Annotated in this window: 15 protein-coding genes; 7 read left to right on the top strand and 8 right to left on the bottom strand. The window is 37.6% G+C overall.

Features of this window, described 5'->3' with window-relative positions; translation table 11 throughout:
• Positions 1–40 precede the first annotated feature (40 nt).
• From FFS26_RS05185 to FFS26_RS05175, 3 genes are read right to left on the bottom strand one after another with little or no spacing between them, the layout of a single operon-like run.
• The gene (locus tag FFS26_RS05185) at positions 41–2419 is read right to left on the bottom strand and encodes a transglycosylase domain-containing protein (protein ID WP_110009115.1); all 2379 of its coding nucleotides are present in this window, start codon (positions 2417–2419) and stop codon (positions 41–43) included.
• Between the two features lie 6 nt (positions 2420–2425).
• A complete protein-coding gene (locus FFS26_RS05180; protein WP_137904462.1) occupies positions 2426–2890 on the bottom strand; it encodes a gliding motility lipoprotein GldH in 465 nt (154 codons plus the stop codon).
• The gene (locus FFS26_RS05175) at positions 2883–4277 is read right to left on the bottom strand and encodes a stage 0 sporulation family protein (protein ID WP_110009117.1); all 1395 of its coding nucleotides are present in this window, start codon (positions 4275–4277) and stop codon (positions 2883–2885) included. The genes FFS26_RS05180 and FFS26_RS05175 overlap by 8 nt, the downstream gene beginning before the upstream one ends.
• Before the next feature lie 427 nt (positions 4278–4704).
• Between FFS26_RS05175 and FFS26_RS05170 the strand changes: the two genes are divergently transcribed.
• From FFS26_RS05170 to FFS26_RS05150, 5 genes are all read left to right on the top strand, one after another.
• Positions 4705–5943: an OmpP1/FadL family transporter gene (locus tag FFS26_RS05170; RefSeq protein WP_110009118.1), complete on the top strand. Its 1239-nt coding sequence runs from the start codon at positions 4705–4707 to the stop codon at positions 5941–5943.
• Positions 5944–5955: 12 nt separating this feature from the next.
• Positions 5956–7416 carry a G-D-S-L family lipolytic protein gene (locus FFS26_RS05165; protein ID WP_137904461.1) on the top strand — a complete coding sequence of 487 codons (1461 nt, stop codon included), beginning with the start codon at positions 5956–5958 and terminating at the stop codon, positions 7414–7416.
• An 85-nt stretch (positions 7417–7501) separates the two neighbouring features.
• Positions 7502–8440: a ribose-phosphate pyrophosphokinase gene (locus tag FFS26_RS05160; protein ID WP_110009120.1), complete on the top strand. Its 939-nt coding sequence runs from the start codon at positions 7502–7504 to the stop codon at positions 8438–8440.
• A gap of 56 nt (positions 8441–8496) precedes the next feature.
• Positions 8497–9144 (top strand): 50S ribosomal protein L25/general stress protein Ctc, encoded by a 648-nt coding sequence (locus tag FFS26_RS05155; RefSeq protein WP_110009121.1) that lies wholly within the window; start codon positions 8497–8499, stop codon positions 9142–9144.
• Positions 9145–9427: 283 nt separating this feature from the next.
• On the top strand, positions 9428–10648 hold the full coding sequence (locus FFS26_RS05150; protein ID WP_110009122.1) for an aminotransferase class V-fold PLP-dependent enzyme: 1221 nt from the start codon (positions 9428–9430) through the stop codon (positions 10646–10648).
• Between the two features lie 57 nt (positions 10649–10705).
• On the opposite strand, the gene FFS26_RS05145 is transcribed toward FFS26_RS05150, so the two are convergent.
• Positions 10706–10831 carry a GNAT family acetyltransferase gene (locus tag FFS26_RS05145; protein WP_137904460.1) on the bottom strand — a complete coding sequence of 42 codons (126 nt, stop codon included), beginning with the start codon at positions 10829–10831 and terminating at the stop codon, positions 10706–10708.
• A 137-nt stretch (positions 10832–10968) separates the two neighbouring features.
• Here FFS26_RS05145 and FFS26_RS05140 point away from each other — a divergent pair, with 137 nt between their 5' ends.
• Positions 10969–11790, top strand: a complete 822-nt coding sequence (locus tag FFS26_RS05140; protein ID WP_137904459.1) for a T9SS-dependent choice-of-anchor J family protein — start codon at positions 10969–10971, stop codon at positions 11788–11790.
• Positions 11791–11868: 78 nt separating this feature from the next.
• Here FFS26_RS05140 and hemE read toward each other — a convergent pair whose 3' ends face one another.
• The 4 genes from hemE to hemA form a co-directional block, all read right to left on the bottom strand.
• On the bottom strand, positions 11869–12900 hold the full coding sequence (hemE, locus tag FFS26_RS05135; protein ID WP_137904458.1) for a uroporphyrinogen decarboxylase: 1032 nt from the start codon (positions 12898–12900) through the stop codon (positions 11869–11871).
• A 41-nt stretch (positions 12901–12941) separates the two neighbouring features.
• Positions 12942–13625 (bottom strand): uroporphyrinogen-III synthase, encoded by a 684-nt coding sequence (locus FFS26_RS05130; protein ID WP_110009126.1) that lies wholly within the window; start codon positions 13623–13625, stop codon positions 12942–12944.
• A 64-nt stretch (positions 13626–13689) separates the two neighbouring features.
• Positions 13690–14598: a hydroxymethylbilane synthase gene (hemC, locus tag FFS26_RS05125; protein ID WP_110009127.1), complete on the bottom strand. Its 909-nt coding sequence runs from the start codon at positions 14596–14598 to the stop codon at positions 13690–13692.
• The gene (hemA, locus tag FFS26_RS05120) at positions 14585–15859 is read right to left on the bottom strand and encodes a glutamyl-tRNA reductase (protein ID WP_110009152.1); all 1275 of its coding nucleotides are present in this window, start codon (positions 15857–15859) and stop codon (positions 14585–14587) included. The genes hemC and hemA overlap by 14 nt, the downstream gene beginning before the upstream one ends.
• A 392-nt stretch (positions 15860–16251) precedes the next feature.
• Here hemA and FFS26_RS05115 point away from each other — a divergent pair, with 392 nt between their 5' ends.
• Entirely contained in the window at positions 16252–17277 is a 1026-nt protein-coding gene (locus FFS26_RS05115; protein ID WP_045491741.1) for a rod shape-determining protein, read from the top strand.
• The last annotated feature ends 16 nt before the right edge of the window (positions 17278–17293 follow it).

Genomic DNA, 17293 nt, shown 5'->3' with positions numbered 1-17293 from the left:
CCAGATTATTGAAAGGTCTTATGTATTTCTAAAAGAGAATTTATTTATTGAAATCTACTTCATCATTGGAATGAAGGTTTTCATTGATATTGTCCTCTTTCTTTTCTGTTGGTTTTTTAGGCGTTGGATCTGCCGGCCTTGGATTTTTGATCTCATCAATGGTTTGAAGGCTTCCTTCATCTCCATATCCTCCGCTTAATCCTTTAAGGTTTGAACATCCGTCTTTCCAGTCTGAAGGTTTTACAAACTTATCATCAGGGGTAACTCCCAGGCTCTTATCTGCCCATACTTTCTTCATGAAGATAGCCCAGATTGGCAATGCCATTTTCGCACCCTGACCTTCACCTGTTCCATAAAAGTGGGTAGCTCTGTCTTCCCATCCAACCCATGCTCCGGTTGCTAATTTTGGAGTAATTCCCATAAACCATCCATCAGAGTTGTTTTGAGTTGTTCCTGTTTTGGCAGCAATTTCTACTGCTTTTGAAATTCCTCTTCTTCCCAGTTCTCCGGAAGCGGTTCCGTATTGTGCAACACCTTTCATCAGTTCAATCATGGTGTACGCATACATTGGATTCATTACTTCTTTGGGCTCTACGTTCACTTCCTTGATGACTCTACCGTTGGCGTCTTCAATTCTCCAGATCATTTCCGGCTTGTTGTAGTTACCATAATTAGCAAAAGTACTGTAAGCTCCTAACATTTCATAAATTGTAATGTCTGATGAACCTAAGGCGATGGTATTGTTTCTTGGAATATCTTCTGTTACCCCCAGATCTCTTGCGGTCTGGATTACAGCATCTACTCCTGTCATTTCAATAAGTCTTGCGGCAACAGGGTTTTGGGAGTGTGCCAATGCGTCCTTCAATGTAAGCATTCCGCCTCTTCCAGGTACATGCCATCCATTGTGATCGTATGTTCCGTTAGAAACAGCTGAACAAGGTGTCATTCCTAGTTTCATAATCGCAGTGGCATATACGAAAGGCTTGAATGTGGATCCTACCTGTCTCTTACCTTGCTTGATGTGATCATACTGGAAGTGCTGCCAGTCTATACCACCTACCCATGCTTTGATTTCTCCTGTTCCCGGAACCATAGACATTAAACCTGCCTGTGCAATTTGTTTATGATATCTGATAGAATCCCATGGAGACATTTCTATCTCTTCTTCTCCGTTCCATGTGAATCTTGAAGTTTTGATAGGTTTTTTGAATTCCATCATGATAGAATCATCAGGCATACCGTCTGCTTTCAACATCTTGTATCTTCCGGTTCTTTTCATAGCCTGAACCATCACATCATTGATTTGTTTGTCGTTCAGATAGTAGAAAGGTCTGTTCTTTCTTCCCCTTTGTTCCGCATCAAATCTTTTCTGAAGATCTGTTAAGTGCTCCTTAATTGCCTCTTCTGCATATTTCTGCATTTTAGAATCAAGGGTAACGTATATTTTTAAACCGTCTTTGTAAAGGTTTAGTTTTTTGCCGGTTTCTTTTTCGTGAGTTTCAAGATATTTATCAATCTCTTTTCTCAGATAAAACTTGTAATAGGCAGAATAATCATCGTTAATATTTTTGATTGGATGATAATCTAATGCAATAGGTGTGGCAACTGCTTTGTCAAACGTAGCCTGATCTATGTAGCCTGTTTTCAGCATTTGATCCAAAACAACATCTCTTCTCGCTTTTGCTCTTTCCGGATTTCTCATTGGGTTGTTTTTTACCGGATTTTCAAGCATAGCAACAAACATGGTTGCTTCGGGTAAAGTAAGTTCGGAGGTCTTCTTGTTAAAGTATATTTTGGAAGCCATTTCAATTCCGTTGGCATTGTAAAGGAAATCAAACTTATTGAAATACAATGTTACAATTTCTTCTTTGGTATATCTCTTTTCAAGACTTACAGCCACTACCCATTCTTTCAGCTTTTGAAAAACAGCCTTAATTTTATTATCTGCTCTTTTCCCTGTGAAAAGTAATTTTGCCAGCTGCTGGGTGATGGTAGATCCTCCACCTCGGCCGCCACCAAAAACTACTGCTCTGGCAACAGACTGAAGGTCAATTCCTGAATGTTCTTTGAAACGCTCATCTTCTTTAGCCTGAAGCGCATAGATAAGGAAAGGAGGAAGGTCCTTATAAACAATGGGCTGAGTTTTTTCTTTTTCGAATTTACCCAAGGTTACTCCATCTGAAGAAATGATCTCAGAAGCAACAAAGATGTCCGGATTTTCAAGTTCTTTTACATCAGGCATTTCACCAAGGAATCCTTGGGAAACCGAAAAGAAAAGTACTGAAATTCCAAGAACTACCGCGATGAGTCCTATCCAAATAAATGAAACCCATTTTCTCCAGGAGGTATCTTTCTTTTTCTTGGGAGGCAGAGGAAATGTTTTCCCCTTATTTCCTGCATTTTTTTTGTTTTCTTCCATTTATGGTTACGGTTTAGCCGTTTCTATTTTTACCCCAATATCCTCAATTCCCGGAAGGTTGTCGTTTCTCATCGCCTGGGTAAGACCGATTTCATATTTTCCTTTTCCTGGAAACTGGTAATTTACTTTATACTGAAACAAAGTTTCCTTCGTATCACCAAACCCTGTACCAAGCCATTCTCCGTTTGGTTTTGCCAAAATATAATTCAAGGTGTCTGTTTCCTTTTTTTTGTTCTGTAGATTGGTGAAATTCACTATAAACCTTATATTGCTGTAAGGATAATTGTTGTTATTTCTTACAACAAATATAATATTTTTAGGATTCTGCGGATCTGAAATTTCAAGATTAAATTTTTGTTCACTTTTCTTATTCCATTTGTTATCAACGGAATTCATAATGATGTCTCCTCCTGAGGAAGAGTTACAGCTAAAGAAAAGGATAAGTGAAAGTAATCCTAAAATTTTACGCATTATTATCTTTTTTTGGAGGGTATCTCTTTTTGAATTTTTTCTTATTCGGATTGTTCTGTGGTTTCTTATCAGCATCAGAGTTGTTCACCGCTTTTTCCACAGCTACTTTTTGCTGCGGGTGCTGCTTTTGAGGTCTTGGCTGATTGGCAGACTGGGCATTTGGGTTTTCGGTTTTTTCAGATCTTTCCGGCCTTTCGTTTTTCTCCGGTCTGTTTCTTTTCTGTCCTTGTCCCTGGCCTTGGTTTTGTGATCCCTGTTGTCCGTTATTCTGCTTATTCCTGTTTCTGTTTCCTCTGTTTTTCTTCTCAAATCGGTCCACATTATTTTCCTGGATCAGGTCAATAGTATGAGTAGAGGCTTCCGGCTGTTTCAAATCTTCAAGAGGAAGAGTTTTTTCACCTCTTTTGTTTTTTGAAATCAGTTTTTTAACAAGATCAATATCGAAATCATACCATGCGATTGAACTATCCACATAAGCAAACCACATTTTCTTTTTGAAAACATCAATTTTGATACAGAATGCTTTTCCTTTTTCTGTTTCCAAAGTAGTTGAAGAAGAAGGGAAGTTGCTTAACGCATCCAGATAGCTGTCAAGCTCATAGTTAAGACAGCATTTAAGCTTACCGCACTGTCCTGCAAGTTTCTGAGGGTTGATGCTCAGCTGCTGATATCTTGCAACGTTGGTGTTTACAGACCTGAAATCTGTAAGCCATGTAGAACAGCAAAGCTCACGTCCGCAAGATCCGATTCCGCCCACCTTGGCTGCCTCCTGTCTGAAACCAATCTGTTTCATATCAATTTTAGTACGGAAAGCTCCGGCGTAATCTTTGATTAATTGTCTGAAATCCACTCGGTTATCAGCGGTGTAGTAAAAGGTGATTTTTGAAGCATCCCCCTGATATTCCACATCAGTAACTTTCATTTCAAGACCTAATCTTTGTGCAATTTTTCTTGCTTCAAGCTTTACGCCATCTTCTTTTTTTCTTGCTTCCTGCCATACCTCAAGGTCTTTTTGGTTGGCCTGTCTGTATATTTTGAGTGCCGATTCTTCAGAAAACTTTTTCTTTTTCATCTGAATCTTTACTAATTCTCCCGTAAGGCTTACTACGCCTACATCGTGTCCCGGACTTGATTCTACTGTAATTACGCTACCTATATGTAAAGGAATATTATTTACATTTTTATAAAACGATTTTCTGTCATTTTTAAACCTAACTTCTACAAAATCACACCTGTTCGGTGCCGGATTGTTGATGTTAGAAAGCCAGTCAAAAACACTTAATTTATAACTATTCCCGCAGGTATTTACATTTTCACAGCCATTTGCGGTTTTTTTAGGGCCGCAAGAATGTGCAGAATCGCCGGATGTTTTACATCCACAACTCATATTTTCTATTATTTATAATCTGCAAATTTATGTATTTTTATCTTTATGCGATTCTAAAATACTTAAATAAGCTGAATTCGGCATAAAACATTTTCATATTTTGCCTAAGAATGATGGCTATAGGCTTAACCAGATGCTAATATTTATTCTATTTGTTTCCTTTAACATTTATTATCTTTTTACTTTCCTGTATTGTTTTTTCAGAGCATAATTGTTTAGTTTTAAACAGTTGTTTAAAACTAAACAATGAATATGACTTGGTTTATCAACTGTATTAAATAGTTAATAATGATTATTTTGCATTTTATTTTCTTCGAGGTGTTATTTTAAACATAGTTTTCTTTTGCAATATTGTTTAAAATATTAGGAAATATTAACAGATGTATTCAAAATAATTTTATATTTGGCTTATATATAATAATAGTCTATGAAAAAAATATTAGTATCAACTGCTTTATTGGCGGGAGTTCTATCTTATGCAGGAGGCTTCAGAGTTTCCCTGCAGGGGGTAAAACAATTGGCAATGGCGCATACTAGTGCTCATGCCGAAGACGCGAGTGTGACATTCTTTAACCCGGCGGGTATGTCATTTATCCCTTCCAAGCTGAGTGTAGTGGCAGGAGGGTTTGGTGCAAGTAATAAAGTTACTTTTCAAAACTTCAATACTTTACAAAGTGCAGAAACAGATAACCCTATAGGAACACCTATATATGCTGCAATTACTTATAGACCCATAGAGAAACTTACCGTAGGGTTCAGTTTTTCAACGCCTTTTGGAAGTACAATCAAATGGCCTGATAACTGGGAAGGTAAGGAATTGGTACAGAAAATGGAACTGAAAAGTTTCTATTTCCAGCCAATGGTCTCTGTAAAATTGGCTCCATGGGTATCTTTTGGTGCCAGCTATATCTACGCAAGAGGAAAAGTAGATTGGGACAAGGCAGTAACTCAATTTGACGGAAAGGTTAATATTAATGACGATAATGCAACCGGCCACGGATATGGATTCGGTTTCTATTTCAGGCCTGACCCGAAATTAGATGTGAGTATTGCATATCGTTCAGCAATCGATATGAAAGCTAAATCAGGAACTGCTACATTCCAGTTCCCATCTCAATCTGTTTATAATCAGCTAAAACTGAATGCAGCAGGACAAGATGGTTTCTCAGCAACGCTGCCATTGGTTGAAGAATATACCATTGGTTTGACCTATAAGATCACACCGAAGTGGCAGGTTTCTGCAGACTTTAACTATCACGGATGGGAAAGATACAGCAAGCTTACATTGGATTTCGAGAATGCGCCTATCGGAAACAATCCGTCAGACCCAACGATTCTTACCAATCCTAAGAACTTCAAAAACTCCAAAACTTTCAGACTGGGAACCCAGTATGCGTTCACCAATATGATCTACGGACGTTTGGGAGCTTATTATGATGAAGCACCTTATACTACGGATAACTTTATCCCAGAAACTCCTTCATATGATACCTATGTGGTTACAGGTGGGGTAGGCTTCAAGCTGAAGCAGTTCGGAATTGATGTTGCCGGAGGATATGCAATGCCTCAGTACAGAAAGGTAAATAATGTTAATATAGGGCTTAACGGACAGTCAAAAGCAACTGCTTTCTACTTTGGTCTAGGTTTCTCTTATAATCCATTTTAATTTTAGAAGACTATGAAAAAAATTATAATATCGACAATGGCAGTTTCTGCACTTCTTTTTACAGTAAGCTGTAATACGGATTTCGATACGGATGTGAAAGATATCCCGGTAACAAAAGGAGACGCAGACTTTTCAAAATATATTTCGTTAGGAAACTCATTAACTGCTGGTTATAGAGATGGAGCTCTTTACAGCAGTGGACAGAATGAATCTTATCCAAGCATGATTGCAGCGCAAATGCAATTAGCAGGTGGAGGCGCTTTTAAACAGCCAATGATGCCTAATGACACAGGAGGGTTTACCAATTTATTTAACCCAGCAACAGGAGATTTTGCAGGTAAATATGTGTTAAGTGTTGTGAACGGAGCATTAACTCCCGGTCCAACAGCTCCAGGAGCAGCATTAGATAATGTTTCTGCTGGTGGTCCTTACCAGAATATGGGAGTTCCGGGAGCAAGAGTAGCGCATTTACTGGCTCCGGGATATGGGAATCCAGCCGGATTAATCTCTACGCCTGCTACTGCAAATCCATATTTCGTAAGGTTTGCGTCATCAACAACAACTTCAGTAGTAGAAGATGCCCTAAAACAAGACCCAACCTTCATTTCTTTATGGATAGGAAATAATGATGTTTTATTATATGCAACTTCAGGAGGAGCTGATCCGAATGTTCCGATTACGCCAGTAGATGGTGCTGTAGGGGTAGGGTTCAGTAATACCTATGCTTATTTAGTAGATAAACTATTCCCTGTCGGTACAAAAAGAAAAGGTGTTATTGCTAATATTCCTACAGTTACCAATGTCCCTTACTTTACGAGAATTCCTGCTATGCCTCTTACAGGTTTGACAGATGCTCAGGTAACTCAGCTGAATACAGGATATGCTCAGTATAACGGAGGATTGCTGCAGGCTAAAACCTTAGGAGCGATCAGCGATGCTGAATATCAGAGAAGGTTAATTAAATTTACTGCTGGAGCGGCAGTAAACGGAGCTGTAATTGTAGATAAAGATCTGTCAACTGTTCCGGGACTTCCAAAATACAGACAAACAACAGCGAAGGATTTAATTCTTTTACCAGCTAGTAAAGTTCTTACTCCACAGGCTGGAGGAGGTACTTCCGTACCATTAGAAGATAAGCTTGTCCTTACTGAAGCTGAGACTGCAAAAGTCCTTGCTGCTACTGCAGGATATAACACAGCGATAAAAAAAGCAGCAACAGACAAAGGTCTTGCCTTTGTGGATATGGACGCTAAAATGATGGAATTGAATTCTAAATCAGGAATTATTTGGGATGGAGTAAAATATACTGCGACATTTGTAACTGGCGGAGCGTTCTCTTTAGACGGAGTTCATCTGACAGGACGCGGATATGGTATTGTTGCTAATGAATTTATTAAATCTATCAATGCTAAATACAACTCTACACTTCCACAGGTAGATCCGAACAAATATTCAGGAGTTAAATTCCCTTAATAATTGATAAAATAAAAACTTAGAAACCACAGGAGTAAATCTTGTGGTTTTTTTTTAAATTTGCAAAATCTTTTAAAAAGTAAAAATGGCCGATCAGTTAAGTTATCTATTTTGTACAAGAACCAGCAGGGACTTGGCAGAGAAAATTGCCCAGAATTATGGGAAAGAATTAGGAAAAATCAACTTTCAGGAGTTCAGCGATGGGGAATTTGAGCCTGTTTTGGACGAATCTGTAAGAGGAGGAAGAGTTTTCCTGATTGGATCTACATTCCCTCCTGCAGACAATCTTTTGGAACTTCTTCTAATGATTGATGCAGCAAAAAGAGCTTCTGCAAAGAGCATCACCGTAGTAATTCCTTACTTTGGTCTTGCCAGACAGGACAGAAAAGACAAACCAAGAGCGCCGATCGGTGCAAAATTAGTTGCCAACCTTCTTACTGCAGCAGGAGCAACAAGAATCATGACAATGGACCTTCATGCAGATCAAATCCAGGGATTCTTCGAAATTCCGGTAGATCACCTGTATGCCTCTACTATTTTCGTAGACCACATCAGGTCTTTGAATCTTGATAATCTTACCATTGCTTCTCCGGATATGGGAGGTGCGAAAAGAGCGAAAAACTATGCCGGTCACCTGGGTGCTGAAGTAGTAATTGCTTATAAGGAAAGAAAAAAAGCAAACGTTGTAGAAGAAATGTTCCTTATTGGTGATGTTACAGGTAAAAACGTAATCCTTATTGATGATATGATTGATACTGCAGGTACACTTTGCAAAGCTGCAGATATCTTGATTGAAAAAGGAGCAAAAACAGTAAGAGCTATGGCTACCCACGGAGTGCTTTCTGGCAAGGCTTACGAGAATATTGAGAACTCAAAATTGCTGGAAGTTATTGTAACTGACTCAATTCCTGTTAAAAATAATTTGTCATCTAAAATAAAAGTGCTATCTTGCGCCCCGTTATTTGCAGACGTTATGACAATGGTTCATGAACATAAATCAATTAGTAGTAAATTTGTTATTTAATTGATTTTAAATAAATTGCAAATTAAAATTAGAACAATTTTTTAAATTTTTTATAAATGAAATCTATTACAATTCAAGGTACAAAAAGAGAAAGCGTGGGCAAAAAGTCTACAAAAGCTTTACGTGATGCTGAATTAGTTCCTTGTGTTGTTTATGGAGGTGAAGCACCTTTGAACTTCTCTGCTGAAGAGAGAGCTTTCAAAGGATTAGTATACACTCCTGAAGCACACACGGTATCTATTGAGGTTGACGGAAAAACAATTCCAGCTGTTCTTCAGGATATTCAGTTTCACCCGATTACTGACAAAATTCTTCACGTTGACTTCTATCAGTTATCTGATGATAAGCCAGTGATCATGGAAGTTCCGGTAAGAATTACAGGACGTTCAAAAGGTGTTGTAGCTGGTGGTGTTTTACGTCAGTCTTTCAGAAAACTAAAAGTAAAAGCTATCCCTGCTAACCTACCTGACGAAGTAGTAGTTGATGTTACTCCATTAAGAATTGGTAACAAACTTTACATCGGTGGTATCAAAACAGAAGGATATTCTTTCATGCACCCTGACAACGCAGTAGTAGTTGCTGTTAAGATGTCTAGAAATGCAATGAAAGGAGGTGCAGCAATGCAGGATGATGATGAGGATGAAGAAGTTGCAACTGAAGAAGGTGCAGCTCCTGAAGCAGCAGCTGAAACTGCAGCAGAATAAGAATTGCTTATTTAAACAATATAAGAACCCGTCAGTTATGGCGGGTTTTTTATTTGATAACGAGTAAGCAGGATACCTAAACAATCTGGTAGGCTGCTTTCAATTTTGTCTTTTGCCCTTTAGTAATTTCATCTTTTGTTTTATTGGCTTTCTTCACCTTACCCTATTGAATATTTCTATCAACAGATAGCGATCAGTACCCAACCCCATGCTTCCTTTCGGAAAAAAAGCCGTAAATTTGAAGAGTTCTAAATAAGGACGTTTTAATTTAAAAAATAAATAAATGTTTGACATTCAGGAAATAAGAAGCCAGTTTTCTATATTGGACAGAGAAGTGAACGGTAAGCCTTTGGTTTATCTGGATAATGCAGCTACATCCCAAAAACCAAATTCAGTTTTGGAAGTCTGTCACGCATATTATACAGAACTTAATGCTAATGTTCACAGAGGGATTCATACGTTGAGCCAGCTGGCAACAGAAGAAATGGAGCTTTCAAGAAGAAAGATTCAGAAATTCATTAATGCTGAACATGACTTTGAGGTGATTTTTACCAAGGGAACAACAGAAGGGTTGAACCTCATCGCTTATATTTTAACACAGAAACTGCAAAAGGATGATGAGATCATTATTTCATATCTGGAGCACCATTCCAATATTGTTCCATGGCAGATGCTGTGTGAAAGGACTGGAGCGAAACTGCGCGTGATTCCTATTGATGAGAACGGAATCCTTCAGATGGATTATTTTGATCAGTTTTTGAGTGAAAAAACGAAGGTTGTTTCTGTAAATCAGGTTTCCAATGCATTAGGTATTATGAATCCGATTGAAGAGATTATTGCCAAAACAAGAAAGAATACAGATGCTTATGTTGTGATAGACGGAGCTCAGTCTGCTCCGCATTTCAATATTGACGTACAGAAGATGGATTGTGATTTCTTTGTGTTCTCAGGTCATAAAATGTATGCTCCGATGGGAACAGGCATTTTATATGGAAAACAAGAAATATTAGAAGCTTTACCACCTTTTCATGGAGGAGGAGAGATGATTGCAACCTGTTCTTTCGATGGTACCACTTATGCAGGTCTTCCATTCAAATATGAAGCGGGAACACCGAATGTAGGCGGGAATATTGCTTTAGGTGCTGCTGTTGATTTCATGAACAGAGTAGGTCATACCCATATTCAGAATCATGAAAATGCTTTATTGGAATATGCGCAAAGACAGCTTTTGGAAATAGATGGTATTAGAATCTATGGTGAAAAAGCGAAGAGAACCGGGGTTGTTTCTTTTAATCTGGAAGGAGTAGGAATTGCCTCTGATGTAGGAATGATTCTTGATAAAATGGGAATCGCTGTAAGAACAGGACACCATTGTACGCAGCCTATTATGAACTTCTTTAATATTGCCGGAACAGTGAGAGCAAGTTTTGCTGTTTATAATACTTTCGAAGAAATTGACGCTCTGGTGGAGGGCGTTAAAAAAGCACAGAGAATGTTGAGCTAATCAATATCGGATGTCAATTATATAAAATTAAAAGCAGCTGTTGAGCTGCTTTTTTTATTAGTCAATGGGAATACAGTAGCACCGGCCTTCAATAATGACCTGATAGTAGCCGATAGTACATTCCAGACAGATTTCTCCTCCTGCCATAATGCTTTTCATCTTTTCTTTGTTGAGTTTTTTCATATGATGCGATTTAAAGGTTAAGCATAAAATTCTGATGTTTTCTAATAATTTCATGTAATGTATTGATTTTATATATAATTATTAATGTTTTGTGAAAAATATTTCGCTAATTTTATATAAACATCAAATATTTTATTATGAAAAAATTCTTTATTCTATTATTGTCGATTTGTGGTCTGTATGATGCACAAGTTTTTTCTGAAAATTTCAACGGAAATTCTTTGCCGGCCGGGTGGACGGTAGAGAATCCGGATAACTCTTTTAACTGGAATGTGGGTGCCCAGAATGGTTTCGCTGGCTTTCCCGATGGAGCAGCTTTTTTTGATGATGATGATGCAGGACCATCCGTAGTTAATACCAATGCGAGACTGATTTCTCCTGTAATTAATCTGACCGGAGTAGTAAATCCAAAGCTCTCGTTTAATTATGCCAATATGATTGATAATCTTGATTCTACTTTAAAAGTTGAAGTTTTCAATGGAACTTCCTGGATTCAGGTTTTTACTTTTTCAGGTGACGCAGGAATATGGGATCTTGATTTTAATACTTTTACATTTGTAGTAACCAGTTATGATACTGCCGCCAATATAGATCTGACACCTTATGCTAACGCAGCTTTTAAATTAAGATTTGTTTATGATGATGCCGGAGATTATTCTTACGGTGTTGTAATAGATAATGTAAAGATTACAAGTGGTCTCCTGGCAACGTCAGAAGTTTCGTATGCAGATCATATAGATGTATATCCGAATCCGGTTAAGGGGGATTTTTATATTAAACAAAGCTCTCAGAGTAAGTTTGAAAAGATTTCTGTAATTGACCAGTCAGGAAAACTTGTGAAAACATTTAATAAAGCATATGATTCCTATGACTTATCAGATCTGCCAAAAGGAGTCTATATTATAATGATCAGTAATCCTGATGGAAAAGTTGTTAAAAAGAAAGTGATGAAGGAATAATCATTAAAAAAGTAATTCTAACAAAAAACCCTTATAGAATGCCTATAAGGGTTTTGTATATTTTCAAAGGAAATAATCTTATACATTCGGTTTCCAGTCTACTACCGCTCTGATGAATGCTTCAGCATTTTCTACAGGCACATTAGGGAGAATTCCGTGCCCTAAATTGGCGATATATCTGTCTTTTCCGAAACGGTTGATCATTTCATTCACCATCTTCTTAATCGTTTCAGGTGTTGAGTGAAGTCTTGCAGGATCAAAATTCCCCTGTAGTGTCATCGTATGGTTGGTCAGTGTTCTTGCGAATTCCGGCTTAATAGTCCAGTCTACGCCAAGAGCAGACGCTTTAGACATTGTCATATCTTCCAGTGCGAACCAGCATCCTTTCCCAAATACGACAACGTGAGTAAGCGGGCTTAATGCTTCAACAATCTGATTGATGTACTGCCATGAGAACTCCTGGTAATCCGTAGGAGAAAGCATTCCTCCCCATGAATCAAAAATCTGTACAGCAGAAACTCCTTTTTCTACTTTTCTCTTTAAATAAGCGATTGTAGTATCTGTAATCTTTTGTAATAATAAATGAGCAGCTTCAGGCTGTTGGAAGCAGAAGGATTTTGCAATATCAAAAGCTTTGCTTCCTTTTCCTTCTACACAGTAACAAAGAATAGTCCATGGAGAACCGGCAAAACCGATCAATGGAATATTATTGTCCAGCTTCTGAAGGGTAAGTTCAATAGCATCAAAAACGTAACCTAAAGTGTCATTCACGTCGGGAGTTTCAATATTCTGAACCTGCTCCATTGTTCTGATAGGAGTATCTAACCATGGGCCAACAGATTCTTTCATTTTGAAATCAATTCCCATTGCCTGCGGCACTACCAGGATATCAGAAAACAGAATCGCGGCATCCAGAGGAAATCTGCGGATAGGCTGCAGAGTGATCTCAGCGGCAAGTTCAGGAGTCTGACATCTTGTAAAGAAATCATACTGATCTCTTAAAGCAATGAATTCCGGCAGATATCTTCCAGCCTGCCTCATCATCCAGACAGGAGGTCTTTCAACGGTTTCTCCGCGAAGTGCTTTTAAATATAGGTCGTTTTTTATCATAATCTATTGTAACTAATATTACCGGCATCCGGTAACAGATTCTAAATCCTACTTCCGATTTCTTTTCTGATCAATGCAAATATCGATGTCAGGGTATTTTCTTCCGAAGTAAAAATTTCTTCCTGCGTATAATTTCTCAGCTCACCGGAAGTGGTTCCGCCAATGGAAAAAAGCTTCATGCCTTCCAGAGAATTTCGCCTTGCAAAACTACGAACTCCGCTCGGACTAAAAAATACTGCAGCATGATATTTTTCAGTTATTACAGGATGAGTTTCCTCAGTATTATAAATGGTAACTTTTTTGTACTTAATGTTTTGTAACGGAAGGTCTTTGTCCAGAACATTGATGGCAAGATTGCCACAGAAGTGCAGGAATTGCTCGTGCTGGCATTTTCCGATAATGAATCGCGAAAGAGTTTCAGCATTTTTCAGTACCTTAAATGTTCCAAAACCATGTTTCCTCAGCTCTCTTTTGGTCTTTTCACCTACACAATAGATTTTGTTATAGTTTTTTGCAGTAAAATCTTCATTGGGTTTGAATCTGTTTTTAAAAAAAGAAGCAACTCCATTGACGCTGGTAAAAATCAGAGAGTAGTTTTTCAGATCAAAAGGATTGATCATAATAGGGCTGGTCTTAATTACCTCAACACAGTCAACCAAAATATCCTCTCCTAATTCTTTGGATATAATAGATGGGTCTATATTTTTGGTAAATAAGATTTTCATGTCTGTAAAATTAAGAAAATGAAAAAGTGTTGCTAAAGGAATATAAAAATATAAATCTGAACTATCAGATCTGGCTTTTGATTTCTGCCATTAATTCTTTTCCTCCGTTCTCAAGAACAACTTTTGCAAACTTTTCTCCAAAATTCTCATTTGGAGTATAGACAAAGTTTTCATCTACAGCAATACAGTTTTTACCGTCCAGAGAGCAAAGTGCTGCTTTGAAGCGGATCTGGTCGCCGATAATTTCTGCAAAAGCCCCGATAGGTGCAGTACAGCCTCCTTCTAAAGTGCTCAGGAAGTTTCTTTCAATCTCTACACAGATTTGTGTCTGTTGATGATTGATCTGGCGCACAATTTCATTGATCTCCGGTTTATCGGTATGTCCGGCTACAGAGATTACGCCTTGTGATGGCGCAGAAATCATTAATGGAAGCATTTCATAATCAATTTCCATTTTCATTCTTTTGATGCCTGCCAAAGATAAGATCGTAGCATCGAAATCTCCTTCTTCCAGTTTTTGAAGTCTGGTTTGAATATTTCCCCTGATATCCGAAAACTCAGCGGTAGGATAATTTCTCAGCCAGAAAGCTCTTCTTCTCAAACTGCTGGTGGCAAGTTTAAGCTCATGGAATTCTTTATTCCTTGCAGATTCTTTTCTGATCAGAATATCCTGTGGATAATCTCTTTCCAGATAAGCGATCATCTCAATATTTTGAGGCAATTGAGTGGGAACATCTTTTAAAGAATGTACGGCAATATCAATTTCATCATTCAATAGGGCAATATCAAGATCTCTTGTGAAAACCCCGGTAATTCCTAAAGAATAAAGCGGCTGATTAAGGTTCTTATCGCCAGAAGAAACGATAGGAACAATTTCCGTTAAATAATTGTTGTTCTGAAGGTGCCTCGCAACCTCTCTAGCCTGCCAAAGTGCAAGTGCGGAATTTCTCGTTCCGATTCTAATGCTTTTCATTGAATTCGTTGTTTGGTTGTTCAACTAATATTTCGTGCATTAATTTACTAATTTCTTCGGCTTTTAAAGGATTATCGATGATATATTTTGCAAAACGGTTGGTGATTTTCTGGATCATTTTATCAGAAAGTTCCATGTCCGTGATGTTTATGTATTTATTTTTTTTGTAGAAATTATGCATTTCATTACGCTCCATGTTCTTTAGAACGGCTTTGAAATGATGAATATTAGGGGCAAGCTTTCTCTTTTTCTCCCATTCAATAAAGTCTTTCATCAGTTCCTTAATGATTTTTTCAGCTTTCGGGATTTCTCTTTCGCGCTGTTGAATCGTTTCCTGAATCTGTTTTGAAAGCTCATCCACATCAATCAGAGTTACGTTTTTATTTTCAGTAACATTCTTTTCAACGTTATGGGGAATGGAAAGGTCAATGATCAGTGTTTCTTTTCCATTAGGGAAATGAGACCGGTTGACAATAGGATGCTTGGCTCCTGTTGCTACAATAAGAATATCTGTATTTTTTAATTCCTGGTCAAAATCAGAATAATCAACATGAGGAATATTGTATTTCTGGGAAATCTTTTCGGCTTTCTCCTGAGTTCTGTTGGCAATTTTAATTTTCGGCTGGTAGACATGCTTTACCAGGTTTTCAACGGTATTCTGTCCTATTTCGCCTACCCCCAAAAGAAGGATGTTTTTTTCAGTAATCCTTTTCTGGTTGTTTAAAATATAATGAACGGCAGCATAAGAAACAGAAGCTGCGCCATTCGAAATGCCGGTTTCATTTTTTATTCTTTTCGAAATCTGAATCGCAGCATTAATGGCTCTTTCCAGATAAGGATTCGAATTTTGTCTTTCTTTTTTGAAACGGCTGTATGCTTTTTTAATCTGCCCGATAATTTCAAAGTCTCCGATAATCTGGCTTTCAAGGCCTGCCGCTACTCTGAAAAGATGAATCAAAGCTTCCTCTTTGGTCAGAATATTGGCGAACTGAAGAAAATCGGTAAGTTGTACTCCAATGGTTTTGCAATACTCTTCAGCTACTAAAAGATAATTGGGAGAAGTGGTATAGATTTCGGTCCTGTTACAGGTGGAAACCACAAATGCATCGCCCAGATCTTCCTGATGGACTCTGGAAACAAAGTTTTTGATGTTCTCATCAAAGAATGCAAACTTTCCTCTCGTTTCTACGTCGGCTTTCTCGTAGCTTATTGAAAGCACGGCAAAATTTGACGTTCGATGAATGTTGGAATACTGTAACATAAGCAGTGGCAAATTTACGATTTTTTTCATTAACCTTTCTCAGATAGTGTATATGATAATTATCGTAAAAAACTATAAAAGGGAATGCCGCAAAAGGCGAAACTCTAAAAAGTCAAAAATGGCATGTTGTAAAAAAGCTGTTACACTTTTTAAGTTTTATTGATGCCTTTTTTGTTGAGCTTTCTTAGTCTTTTTACCCTTTTGCTAATTCGCTTTTCAGCCCTTTTAACATCCCATTAATTTTAGTTGAAATCAAACTCTGTAAATGTCTAAATTGAAAGTTAATAAAGAATTATAAATTTTAATAAAATTTTAACCAAATTAAGTTGGTGGGAAATTTCTTTAGTAGTCTTAAATTTATATCTTTGTAATCTTAAAATCAGAAGAAAAATATGAGTTTATTTGATATGTTTACGCAAGAAATTGCGATAGACCTGGGAACGGCTAATACCCTTATTATCCATAATAATAAAATTGTTATAGATCAACCGTCAATTGTTGCAATTGAACGTTCTACGGGTAAACCCATTGCTGTAGGGGAACAGGCTAAGCATATGCAAGGTAAAACTCACGAGGATATCAAAACCATCCGTCCTTTGAAAGATGGAGTTATTGCTGATTTCCACGCTTCTGAACACATGATCAAGGAATTCATCAAGAAAATTCCTGGAATTAAAGGTAAATTCATTCAACCGGCATTACGAATTGTAATCTGTATCCCTTCTGGTATCACTGAAGTTGAAAAAAGAGCGGTAAGAGACTCTGCCCAGAAAGTAAACGCAAAAGAAGTAAGATTAATCTACGAACCAATGGCTGCTGCAATTGGGGTAGGGATTGATGTACAAAAGCCTGAAGGAAATATGATCATCGATATAGGTGGTGGTACTACGGAAATTGCAGTGGTAGCTTTGGGAGGTATTGTATGTGATAAATCTGTGAAGATTGCCGGAGACGTATTTACCAATGATATTGCCTATTACTTAAGAACTCACCATAACCTTTATATCGGGGAAAGAACAGCTGAAAGAATCAAAATTGAAGTAGGTTCTGCAGTAGAAGATCTTGATGTAGACATCGAAGATATCCCGGTACAGGGTAGAGACCTTATTACGGGTAAACCTAAAGAAATTATGGTTGGATACAAAGAGATTGCACGTGCATTAGATAAATCAATCATCAGAATTGAAGATGCCGTAATGGAAACATTATCTCTTACACCACCGGAATTGGCTGCAGATATTTACAAAACAGGTATTTATCTTGCAGGAGGAGGAGCGTTATTAAGAGGTCTTGCGGACAGAATTCACAAAAAAACAGGTCTTCCTGTGTTTGTAGCTGAAGATCCGTTGAGAGCTGTGGTTCGTGGAACAGGTATTGCCCTTAAGAATATGGATAAATTCAATTTCTTAATTAAATAATTTTAACTTTTTACGA

Source organism: Chryseobacterium sp. 2VB, assembly GCF_005503635.1.
GTDB lineage: Bacteria > Bacteroidota > Bacteroidia > Flavobacteriales > Weeksellaceae > Chryseobacterium > Chryseobacterium cupriresistens.
This window is presented reverse-complemented; position numbering and strand designations above follow the sequence as displayed.